The 11,422-nt window shown below is 73.2% G+C and carries 8 protein-coding genes and 1 pseudogene; 5 read left to right on the top strand and 4 right to left on the bottom strand.

Annotation, left to right across the window (positions count from 1 at the left end; translation table 11 throughout):
- From ACI2L1_RS17655 to lanKC, 4 genes and pseudogenes are all read right to left on the bottom strand, one after another.
- A pseudogene (locus ACI2L1_RS17655) lies at positions 1-1,491 on the bottom strand (hypothetical protein); the annotation flags it as partial.
- The gene (locus tag ACI2L1_RS17660) at positions 1,472-3,196 is read right to left on the bottom strand and encodes an ABC transporter ATP-binding protein (RefSeq protein ID WP_404740227.1); all 1,725 of its coding nucleotides are present in this window, start codon (positions 3,194-3,196) and stop codon (positions 1,472-1,474) included. The gene ACI2L1_RS17660 and the pseudogene ACI2L1_RS17655, both read right to left, overlap by 20 nt.
- 88 nt (positions 3,197-3,284) lie before the next feature.
- Complete coding sequence (locus ACI2L1_RS17665; RefSeq protein WP_404740228.1) at positions 3,285-3,401, bottom strand: SapB/AmfS family lanthipeptide; 117 nt, start codon at positions 3,399-3,401, stop codon at positions 3,285-3,287.
- Between the two features lie 59 nt (positions 3,402-3,460).
- Complete coding sequence (gene lanKC, locus ACI2L1_RS17670) at positions 3,461-6,097, bottom strand: class III lanthionine synthetase LanKC (protein WP_404740229.1); 2,637 nt, start codon at positions 6,095-6,097, stop codon at positions 3,461-3,463.
- 196 nt (positions 6,098-6,293) lie between these two features.
- Here lanKC and ACI2L1_RS17675 point away from each other — a divergent pair, with 196 nt between their 5' ends.
- From ACI2L1_RS17675 to ACI2L1_RS17695, 5 genes are all read left to right on the top strand, one after another.
- The gene (locus ACI2L1_RS17675; RefSeq protein WP_404740230.1) at positions 6,294-8,741 is read left to right on the top strand and encodes a SpoIIE family protein phosphatase; all 2,448 of its coding nucleotides are present in this window, start codon (positions 6,294-6,296) and stop codon (positions 8,739-8,741) included.
- Between the two features lie 45 nt (positions 8,742-8,786).
- The gene (locus tag ACI2L1_RS17680) at positions 8,787-9,206 is read left to right on the top strand and encodes a CBS domain-containing protein (RefSeq protein ID WP_404740231.1); all 420 of its coding nucleotides are present in this window, start codon (positions 8,787-8,789) and stop codon (positions 9,204-9,206) included.
- A gap of 156 nt (positions 9,207-9,362) precedes the next feature.
- Positions 9,363-9,539 carry a hypothetical protein gene (locus tag ACI2L1_RS17685; protein ID WP_404740232.1) on the top strand — a complete coding sequence of 59 codons (177 nt, stop codon included), beginning with the start codon at positions 9,363-9,365 and terminating at the stop codon, positions 9,537-9,539.
- 96 nt (positions 9,540-9,635) lie between these two features.
- A complete protein-coding gene (locus ACI2L1_RS17690) occupies positions 9,636-10,181 on the top strand; it encodes a sugar phosphate nucleotidyltransferase (RefSeq protein ID WP_404740233.1) in 546 nt (181 codons plus the stop codon).
- A gap of 340 nt (positions 10,182-10,521) precedes the next feature.
- The gene (locus ACI2L1_RS17695; protein ID WP_404740234.1) at positions 10,522-11,325 is read left to right on the top strand and encodes a class I SAM-dependent methyltransferase; all 804 of its coding nucleotides are present in this window, start codon (positions 10,522-10,524) and stop codon (positions 11,323-11,325) included.
- Positions 11,326-11,422: the final 97 nt, after the last annotated feature.

The raw sequence follows: 11,422 nt of genomic DNA on the forward strand, positions 1-11,422 counted from the left end.
CTCGGCCGGCTGTTTCCTGGGGTTGAGGGGCTGGGTTTCGTGTGGGGTGGGGGGGGGGGGGGGGGCTTGGGTGGCGCGGCCGAGGGACGTTCGGACCGCGGTGTCGGGTGCGGGGCGTCGGGGGGCGGTCCCGCTGGGCCAGGTGTCGGAAGCGTGGGCTGTCGGCCGTGCCGCGGGGCCTGGCCCGAGGCGGCGGACCGGCTCCCCGTGCCGGTCACCGGGCCTGGCACGGGCGAGGCTGTCGCAGGTTTCGACGGCCGGACCGTCCGGCTCCGGGGCGGCGCCCGGGGGTACGGCCTGGGTTCCGCTCTCGGAGGTGGCCGGGCTGCCGGGTGGGCGGTTCGGGCTGCGTGGTGCCGTTCGTGTGTCGGGCTGGGTGGTGGGGGGCAGGGCGTGCGTGCGGTTCTCGGGGGTGGCCGAGGGGGCTGGTGGGCGCCTCGGGGTGCGTGGTGCCGTTCGTGCGTCCGGCTTTGCGGCGGGCTGCGGCCTGTGGCCCGCGGTACCTGACTCGTCGGCGGGCTCGCGGACCAGCCGCCGTAGGACCACGACCAGCCTCGACCCGCTGGTGCCCAGGCCGTGGACCAGGTCGCGCAGGGCGGGCAGCAGGGACTGGGTGACGTAGGCGAGGGCGCCGACCAGGGCGCCCGGGGTGACGCCCCGGGCCAGGAGCCAGGGGGCGCAGGCCAGGAGGAGGACGATCGGGAGTTGACCGCCCAGGGCGAGGGAGGCCACGCGCAGGAGGGACCAGTGGGCGAGGGAGTACGCGGCCCGCTGTTCGGTGTCGACAAGTCGGCCCATGTCGGCGGCGACGCGTTCCTCCGCGCCGGCCGCCGTGATGTCCCGCAGCCCGGGGCAGACCCTGCCGAGACCGTCGGCGAGTGCCTCGTCGGCGCGGAGGAAGCACTCCTGGCGACGGGCCAGCGGCCGCAGGGTGGCCGCGAACAGGCCCAGTCCGGCGGCCAGCGGCGGCCCCACGACCAGCAGGAGCAGCGGGCTGAGCGAGGCGAGTCCCACGACGGCACCGACGGCCGTGAACACGAACGAACGGGACACCAGCACCAGCCCGGCGAACGTGTCCCGCGCGATCTCGACCTGCTGGGTCAGCCCGGACAGCGCCCCCGCGTCAGCCTCTCGCACGCCGCGTTCGACCACCCGCTCGACCAGCACGTCCCGCAGCGGCTCGACCAACGCGGCGACGGCGGCGTACACCCGTACCGTCCCGTAGGCGCCGACGAGCACTCCGAGCCCGGCCACCCCCAGCCAGCCGAGTCCGACGCCGGGCCGCCCGGCCAGAAACCCCTCGTCCAGGGCGCGGGCGGGCGCGTACCCGGTGAGGAAGGTCTGCGCGGTCTCCAGTACGGACCATGCGCCGAGCCGGGTCAGCACCCGCCACCGGGCTCGCAGGAAGCGGAGACCGCGTGCGTGGACCCCGTCGGTCACGGTGCCCTCCGGACCGTGCTCGGTCCCTCGCTCATGACGGCCCCGACTCATGACGGCCCCCGTCCGAGGCATCCGCCCCGTCTGCGAACACCCCCCGGTAGTCCGCCACCCCCCACAGCTCCTCGTGCGGCCCCACCGCCCGCACCCGCCCCCCGTCCAGCCAGGCCACCGCGTCCGCGCGGGCCGCCGTGGCGGCGCGGTGGGCGACCAGGAGCCGGGTGCCGCCCGTCCCGCCGCTCACCAGGGCCCCGGCGATCCGTGCTTCCGTCACCGTGTCCAGACTGGACAGAGCGTCATCGAGGATCAGCAGACGGCCGCCGTGGGCGAACGCCCGGGCCAGGCCGAGCCGTTGGGACTCGCCGCCGGAGCGCGGGGCGTCGGCGACGAGGGTGTCGTAACCGGCGGGCAGCCGTCGTACGAAGTCGTCCGCGTGGGCCGTGCGGGCGGCCTGGCGGACGCGGGCGGGGGAGGGGGAGGGGGACGGGAGGGCGATTCCGATCTCCTCCTCGATGGTGCCGCCGAGCAGGGCGGGACGTTCGAAGGCATGGCCGATCGCCCCGCGCAGTTCGTCGTGCCTGAGGTCGCGCAGCGGGACCCCGTCGAGCAGGACCTCCCCGGCATCAGGGTCGGTGAGCCGTCCGGCGACCGCGGCGAGCAGCGACTTGCCCGCCCCGGACCGTCCCACCACCGCGAGCGTCGTCCCACCGGGCACGACGAGGTCGACCCCGTCCAGCACGGCACGTCCACCGCGCCGGACAGTGACGCCACGCAGCTCCAGCCGCCCCGGTCCGGGGGGCAGGGGGCGTTCGCCGTACTCGACCGGGGACTGCGCGAGGACCTCGTCCAACCGCCCGGCCGCCGCCCGGGCGCGGGCCAGTCCGGCGAGCTGTCCCACCAGGACGCCGACGCCGGCCGCGAGGACCGCGTAGCGGGACGCGGCGAGGACCTCGCCCACCGTCACCCGGTGCCGGGCGAGCAGGACCCCGGCCACGGCGACGACACCGAGTTGGAGCAGCGGGGCCACGGCGACGGACTGGCCCGAGGCCCGACCCTGGATCCGCCACATGCGGTGACCGGCCTCAGACAACTCGGGCAGCGGACGCAGGATGCGGGCCGTCTCACGGTCCGCCGTACCGGCCGCCTGGATGGTGCGGTGGCCGCCGACGGCCTCCGTGAGCGCCTGCGCGATCCGTCCCTGCACCGCCTGATAGCGCGTCACGCACTCCCTGGTGTCCCGGGCGAAGGCACGCAGCAGGACGGCGAGCACCGGTGCTCCGGCCAGGAACACGGCAGCGAGCCAGGGGGAGATGAGTCCGAGGGCCACCACAGCGCCGACCGGTCCGGCGAGGGCTGCGACCATGGCGGCACGGGCGGTCGGTGCCGTGCCGGCCTGGGCGGCGTTGCCGACGAGGCGGGCGACGAGGTCTCCGGGCCCGAAGCGGGACGTGGCGCGCGGGCCGACGGCCAGGACGTGACCGGTGAGGCGGCGGCGCAGCCAGGCGGTGGTGCGGGCGTCGACCGTGCCGCCGAGGACGGTCTCCGACGCGTCGAGCAGGGCGAGCAGCAGGACAAGCCCGGCGCAGTACAGCACCCAGCGGGTCGCCGGGTCCTGCGCGAGAAGCAGGTCGAGGGTGCGGCCCAGGGCGGCGGGCAGCAGCAGTCCGGCGCCGGTCGCGACCGTGCTCACCAGACACAGCACCAGACAGCGGGCGGGGGCCGGGCCCAGCGGACCGGACCCCGCCGTGCGAGTCGTCATACGGCGGCCTTCCAAAGGTGTGCAGAACCCCGGGCGGCCCCTCCCTCGCGGGAGCGGACCGCCCGGAGCCATGGGCGCACGATGCCTGTCAGAGACAGAGCGTCACGCTCGCCGCGCTGACGCAGGACAGCAGGCTGAGGGTGCTGTTGGCGGCGCCGCCGGTGTGCTCGTCGGACTCCATCGTCTGCAGGTCGAGAAGTGCCATCTCGTTTTCCTCTCTTCGGTGTCGTCCACCCGTGGGGACGGGGTTGGGTCACGGCTCCATCAGGTCGCGGAACCGCGTATGTGGGGCCGCCCGAGCGGCGGCAGGAACGGCAGGTGTGCGGTGGTGGGGCTGTCGGGGGCCGCGTGGGCCGCGTCGAGCGCGAGCAGGCACCCTGCCGTTCCGGTGCCCAGGTCCATCGACAGCCGCATCATCTGGTGGCCGGGGAAGGCAAGTTGACCCTGGTAGTCCATGGCGAGCCAGCCGAGTCCGTCGATCTGTTCGGCGATCCGCTTACTGCTCGCGCCGGGCGTGTCCGTGCGGGCGAGGTGCAGGATCATCCCGGCGCGGCCCTGGAAGAGACCGGGCTGTACGTAGAAGCGGCTGGTGGCGGCAGTCAGGATCCCGACCCGCGCCCGCTCGAACTCCCCCTCGGTGTCGGCTCCTTGGGCGAGGTAGTCGTCCAGGACCAGCCCGATGCCCGCGCTGCCCTCACCGAGGTACGGCAGCGTCCGCCAGCCCTCGTCGACCTCCAGCGAGCCGCTCGGGTGCGTCACACAGCACTCCAGGTCCCGCCGCAGCGCCACTTCGGCAGCCCTCAACAGCAGGGGCTCACCGGTGCGTTCGTACTGCCGCAGCAGGAAGAGCGCGGGCCCGGTCCACCCGCGCAGCAGCCCGGCCCGGCGCTTGGGACTGTCGGGAAGGGGCTGCGCGAGTCGTCGTACGAGGACGTCGGCGGCCTCGGCGGCACAGTCCCGCAGCGTCGACTCGCCGGTCGTACGGGCCAGTTCACCGAGGACCAGGCCTAGTCCTGCGAGGCCCCCGTGCAGGTCGGAGGAGAGGTTCTGCCACCTCTCGGCGAGGACACGCTCGACCAGATCGAGGGCGCGCTGCCGGTGGCCGAGCCGGTCCAGGACGTGGGCGACGCCCGCGAGACCGTCGTAGAGCCCAAGCGGTGTGCCCGTCGGCGGGGGCGCGGTGCGGGCCAGGAGCCAGCGCTCACCCTCCTCGTACCGCTCGGCGCCGACCGCGTCCAGCGCGTACAGCACCCCGGCCGCGCCGTGCGCGAGCCCGAGGCCGCCGCCGTCGTTGAACTGCGTGATGTCACCGGGGAAGAGCCGGTCCTCGCGCTCCGGTGTGGCCGAGGCGAGGAGCGCCTTGCTCATGGAGTCACGGCTGTGGGGCCAGTCACCGGGCTCGACGAAGGACGCCGGGGCCTCCAAGGCCGTACGCTCGCCGCCGATGCCCGCAGGGTTCCGCGTTGCGATCTCCCGGGTGATCTCCGCGACCGCCTCGTCGAGGAACTCCTTCGGCACGTCCGGGAACTGACGGAGGATCACCTCGGCCAGATGGGCCGCCTTGTCCCGGTCGACCACGAACAGCGTGGTGACCGGCAGGAACAGGGCGAGCCGCAGACAGGCCAGCGCGTAGCGGTCGACGTCGATGCCCTTGCGGTCCGGCGGGGCGAAGAAGCCGGGGTGGGCGACGACCTGGCGGCCGTTCTCCTCGACCGGCGCCGCCGCCTCGAAGTCGAGCAGGGACACCGACTGCTCGTCGGGGCCGACCATGATGTTGAAGACGTGCAGGTCGTTGAAGACGATCCCGCGCGCGTGCACCGCCTCCACCGCCCGCTCGACGGCCCCGTGGACACGTACGGCCCACGCCGTGTAGTCGGCGACCGCCTTCGGGTCGGGGTCCGGGGTGAGCAGCGGATGCCGCTCGGCGAAGAACGAGTTCAGCGGGCGACCCTCCAGGAAGTCCATGACCAGGAACCGGTGGTCGCCGAGCGTGAACCAATCACGTACCTCGGGCACCACACCCGTCCCCGCCACCCGCTCCAGGGCGTCCTTTTCCCGCTCCAGACGGGCGATCGCGTCCGCCCCGTCGGCGGCGAGCCCCGCGTGCGGCCGGCCCTCCTTGAGGACGACCTTGCGCCCGTCCCGGGTGTCGGTCCCCTGGTAGACCCCGCCGCCGTTGGAGAAGTGCAGCGCCTTCTCGATCCGGTAGGGCAGCTCGCCCACCGTCGTGGTGTTGCGGGCCGCGAGATGCGGTTCCAGGAAGGCGGGCAGCGTCACCCACTCGGGCACCTGGAAGGACGGCGCCCGCCTGTCCGGCACCAGGGTGCCCTCGCCGTTGCGTACCGCCGGGACCAGGGAGCCCCGCTCGTCGACCACGAAGGTCCGTGCGAACGCGCCGTAGCGGACGTGTAGCGGACCCTCGTACCAGCGCAGATCGGTCAGGATGTACGGCCCGTCGAAGCCCTCCAGGAGCTTGCCCAGCTCCCGCAGCACCTCGTGCAGCTGCTCCTCGTCGGCCGGGTAGATCGTGACGAACTTGCCGCTGGTGTCGCGGGCCGCGTACTTGGTGTTGCGCAGATGCAGCAGATGCGGGCCCGGCACGAACTTGAACGAGATGCGCCGCGGCACGCAGTAGTCCCACACGATCGCGGCGATCCGCTCCGCGTTCGCCCGGGTGGCCGAGGCGTGGATCTTCCAGCCCTGCGAAGGACCCGGCACCGGTTTTCCGTCCGGGCCGAGCGGCGTCAGCGTCAGCCAGTCCCCGATCCGTGCCGCGTCCCAGCCCTCGGGCACGTCACGGCGTGCCGTCGCGTAGACGGGTGCCTCGCCCGCGGAGATCCGGTCGGGCGTCTCGTAGAAGTGTCTGTCGGCGAGCGCGTACACCTCGTAGCGCTTGTCCATTCGTCCCCCTCCGTGGCCCGGCAATGAGCCTTCCAGTGGGTCGACGGGCACGGACAGTCACGGCTGTCACGAGACCACCGTGCGGAACGCATGCGTCAAGAATTGTTCGGTGAGTTTCGAGCGTGGCCGCCGCAGATGTTCCACGGAACGCTCACAGGGGCTGCGCAGGTGCCGTATAAGCGCTGTAATGGCGGACGTGGTGACTGAGGACGCTGCGGGACGCAGAGCGCGAACCTTGCGCGCCGAAAGCGCCCTGACCTCGCTCCTCGACGGTCCCGAATCGACCGATCGGCTGCGCCGCGTACTCGAGCAGGCCCTCGTCTTCGCCGGGGCCACCCTCGCCGCCGTGTACACGCCCGGCGAGGACGGCGACCTGCTGTGCCTCGTCGAGTCGGCCGGCGTCCCCCGGGCGGTGTACGGGCTGCGCGACAGCTATCCGAGCTCGGGAGGCTCCCCGCCGGCCGACGCGCGCCGCTCCGGACGGCCGGTTTTCCTCGGCCCGGAGGAACTCGCCGCCTGCGCCGAATCCCGCCGAGCGCCCCAGCGGGACTTCCACCTGGCCGTGCTGCCCGCGCCCGGCGACGACGGCCGGGCCTGTCTGCTCGCAGTCACCGAGGACCCGGGCGGCTTCGACGACGAGGACCGCAAGTGTCTCGAACTGATCGCCGACGCGATCGTCTGCCCCGCCCCGGCGGTGGCATCGGAGGGCGGGGAACTGGGCTCCGACGCGTTCAGCCTCGCCATGGACACCGGCCGTATCGAGATCGGCGACGAGATCCTGGAGCTGTTCGGCATCAGCCGGACCGACTTCGACGGCAAGGTCGAGACCCTGCTCGGGCTGACCGTTCCCGAGGACCTGCCCTCGCTGATGTCCCTGTTCGAGGCGGGACACATGTCCCTCGGCGACCGCGAGCTGGAGTTCCGCGTCCTGCGGCCCTCGGGGCCGCCCAGGTGGCTCAGGCTCCGCGGCCGCATGCTGCCCGGCGGAGAGGGCCGCCCCGCCCGGCTCATGGGCACCGTCGACGACGCCTCCACCCTGCGCTCCGACGTCACCGACGTGGCCCGGGTGCAGCGCCTGGCCGCCGCCCTCGCCATGGCGGGCACCGTCCGCGACGTCAGCCAGGCCGTCGTCTCCGCCCTGCGCGCCCCGCTCAGGGCCGACCGCATCGCGCTCGCCGAGCTGGAGAACGAACGGCTCGTCGTCACCGTCCTGGACCCGCCCGAACCCGAGTCCTGGCCCGAGCTGTGGCGCCTGGAGTGGCGCAGCGAATGGCCCGAGGCACCCGTGCGGGCCATGCCCACCCTGGCCACCGCCCTGCGCGAGGGCCGCGCCCAGATCTGGCCGGCGGACACCGTCCTGGAACCCGCCCTCGCCGACGTCGGCCCCGGCGGCCTCGCCGTCCTGCCGCTGCCCGCCGCGGGCCGCATGGCCGGCGCCTGCCTGATCGGCTGGGACGCCCCGCACCACTTCGGCCCCGACGAACGCGCCCTGCTCACCGCCTCCGCCGGCCTCGCCGGACAGGCCCTGACACGCGCCCACGCCCTCGACGCCGAGCACGAACTCGTCGGCATGCTCCAGCGCCAGCTGCTGCCCCGCCGACTGCCCGAACTGTCCGGCGCGACCGCCGTCGCCCGCTATCTGCCCAGCACCGCGGGCCTGGAACTCGGCGGCGACTGGTACGACGTGATCCCACTGCCCGACAACCACGTCGCCCTCGTCATCGGCGACGTGCAGGGCCACAGCGCGCCCGCCGCCACCCTGATGGGTCAGATGCGCACGGCCCTGCGCGCCTACGCCGTCGAGGGCCACCCCCCGGACGTCGTCGTCGCCCACGCCAACCGCCTCCTCATGGATCTGGAGACCGACCTCTTCGCCACCTGCACCTACATCGACCTCGACATGGAGGAGGGCACCGCCTGGTGCGTCCGGGCCGGCCACCTGCCGCCGGTCCTGCGCCATCCCGACGGCACCACGGACATCGCCGAGGCCGGGGGCGGCCCCCCGCTCGGCGTGCTGGCCCAGGCCGATTTCCCGATGTCCCCGCTACGGCTGAGCCCCGGCACCCTGGTCGCCCTCACCACCGACGGCCTCGTCGAGTCCACCGAGGCCGACATCGACGAGGGCATGGACCGGTTCGCCCACGAACTCGCCGTCTCCGACCCCGCCCACCTCGGCCTCGTCGCCGACGCCCTGCTCGGAGGTGCCCGCCGCAGCGACGACGTCGCCCTGCTCCTGCTGCGCTACGACGGCATGGCCACCCAACCGCTCAGGGAGACCTGGACCGTCTGGCGGGTCCCGGAGGCCGCCCGCCACGCCCGCCGCTTCACCCGGCGCACCCTGCGCGTCTGGGGGGTCCCCCAGGACACCCTGGACACCGTCCTGCTCGTCGTCTCCGAACTGGTCACCAACGCGCTCGTGCACACCGACGGCCAGGTCCGCCTCGACCTCACCCTGGTGGGCCGGCGCCTGCGGGTCTCCGTGGCCGACGCCTCGCCCCGCACCCCCGCCAAGCCCACCAACATCGGCTGGGCGGCCACCGGAGGCCGCGGCATCCTCCTGGTCGAGGCCGTGTCGGCGGCCTGGGGCACCGTCCCCGTCAGCGGCGGCAAACAGGTGTGGAGCGAAATCGCACTCGACGGCTGAGGCGGGGTACCCGGGGCGCACCATCCCAGCGGAGAGAGGTACGTCATGACCCAGCACGTCAGTGACATCATGACCAGCGCTCCCGTCACCGTGGAACCGCAGACCTCCGTGACGGCCGTCGCCCGGCTCATGCGCGACCAGGACCTCGGCGCCGTCCTCGTCACCGACGGTGACGCACTGCGCGGCCTGGTCACCGACCGCGACCTCGTCGTGCGCTCCCTCGCCGAAGGCGGCGACCCCGACCAGACCACCGTGGCCGGCGCGTGCAGCGACGACCTGGTGACGGTCGGTCCCGAGGACGACCTGGACCACGCCATCGCGCTCATGCGGGAGCACGCCGTACGCCGGATCCCGGTCGTGGCGGACGGCCACCCCGTCGGCATCGTCGCTCTCGGTGACGCGGCCATGGAACGCGACCCCGGATCGGCCCTCGGCGACATCAGCGTGGCCCGGCCCAACATCTGAGCGGGGAAAACCGGTTCGACAGGTCGTCAAGGTCCGGGGTGCCGCATCCCCTGCGAACACCTGTCCGTAACCGGTGCCCTGACGGGCCTCCCGGCCCGTTTGCTCCGGCGCCCAAGGGGGACCCGGAGCGACAGCATGGAAGGACGGTGAACCGCCGTGACCCCGCAGACCGTTGAGAAACCCGTCGCACGCCGGCCCGAGACAGGCTGGTCGAGGACCCGCCGCCTGCACGGCAAGGGAGACCTGCGGACCTGCCTGCCTGCGGTCGAGGACCGGGGTGGAGCCACCACGGCACAGACGGGGGAGGGCAACATCTTCCGCGGCGAGGACTGAACCTCCCCGGCGAGGACCGGGCGTTCACGGCACGTCACCCTCAAGTCACCCGCCTGCCATGGCCGGTTCTTCCGGATCCGGGCTAAGGTGACGCAGATGAAGGCTCTCGTGCTGTCCGGCGGGGCCGGTAGCCGGTTGCGGCCGATCATGCACGCCTCGGCCGAACAGCTGGTGCCCGTCGCCGACAAGGCCGTCCTGTTCCACGGCCGCCAATCCGTTGCCGTCGCGGGGATCCCGCAGGTCGGCGGGGTCGTCGGCGACAACTGCGTCACCAACCCCGTCGACGAGTTCCGCCTGGGCCGTCCCGACGCCCGGATCCCGCTCACCCGGATCCAGGACCCGCGCTTACTCAGCGGCGCGGGACTCGGCCCGGACGGCCGGGTGACCGGCCTGGAGGAGATGCGGGAGCAGCCCGAGAGCGACCTCCGGGGCGTCGTCGAGGTGGGCGCGAGCGTGGCCAACCCACCGGATGTGGAGCCCGCCGCCAGCGGGGCCTGCACCCACGTGCGCGACTCCCGCGTCGGCCCCTTCGCCTCCATGACGGAGAACTGCCGGGCCGTGGCCGGCCAGGTCGAGTTCTCCCCGCCGAGGGCCCACCGCGTCGTCCCCGGAGACCACAGCAAGGTGCGGATCCCCTCATGACCTTCCGGCGCGACACGGCCACCGCCGCCGAAAGGATCATGCTCTCCACCGCCAAGCCCTGCCATGAGAGCGTCCGGCACGGTATGTTCCACGTCACACGTTCCGGCGAGGGCAGCCGGTACGAACCGACGGGGGACGTGCTCCGGTACCTCGGCGCGCACTCGGTCCATCCGGATCGAACGTGCCCCCACCAGCAGCGAGGCCCTTGTCAGGCCCGCACCGCACGCCGCCTCCCGTGCCCTCGGGCACGTCCGGTGGACCGAGGTCGGCCGGCCTCGCCCCGGGTCCGGCGGTCCGCCCTGCACGAAGCACTGCCACATATCCGCAAGGAGACTTCCCAGTGAAACGTCATGAGTTCCTTCGGGGACTCCACGAGGCCAGCGCGAACCGGAACTACCTGGAGATCGGCGTCAACGACGGCCGCAGTCTGACGTTCTCCCGGGTGCCGAGCATCGCGATCGACCCCGCCTTCAAGGTGGTCACGGAGATCCGCTGCGACGTTCACCTGGCCAAGGCCACGAGTGACGACTTCTTCGCCCGCGAGAACCCGCTCCAGCACCTGAAGGGCGGTCGCCACCCGCTGCGCAACATCGCCCGCAACCGCAGCCCCTTCGGCTACTGGCGGGACGTCACCCTCGATCTGTCGTTCATCGACGGTATGCACCTCTTCGAGTACGCGTTGCGCGACTTCATCAACGTCGAGAAGCACTCGGACTGGTCCAGCGTGATCGTCTTCGACGACATGCTGCCGCGCAACGTGGACGAGGCCGCCCGCGACCGGCACACCGACGCCTGGACCGGCGACGTCTACAAGCTGATCGAGATCCTGAACCGCTACCGGCCCGACCTGGTCACGGTCCTCGTCGACACCGAGCCCACCGGTCAGCTCGTCGTCTTCGGCGCCGACCCGACCAACACGGTCCTCCAGGACAAGTACGACGAGATCATGGCGGAGTTCAACGTCCCCGACCCGCAGAAGGTGCCGGAGACGATCCTGGAGCGCACCATCGCGGTCAAGCCGGAGACCCTGCTGGACGCCCGCTTCTGGAAGCCCCTGGTGCACGCCCGCGACCGCGGCACCAAGCGCGCCCGCGGCCTGGAGCCGCTGCGCGCGGCCCTGAAGCAGCTCAGCGACACCGACTGAGCGAGTCCGAGCCGCACGCGGGAGGGCGGTGGGGGGCGGGGCCCGCCCGCCCCCCCCCCCCCCCCCCGCGGCACATCACCCCCCGCCCGCCCCCCGC

It is taken from the genome of Streptomyces sp. NPDC019531 (assembly GCF_044903305.1).
In the GTDB taxonomy this organism is placed as follows: Bacteria; Actinomycetota; Actinomycetes; order Streptomycetales; family Streptomycetaceae; genus Streptomyces.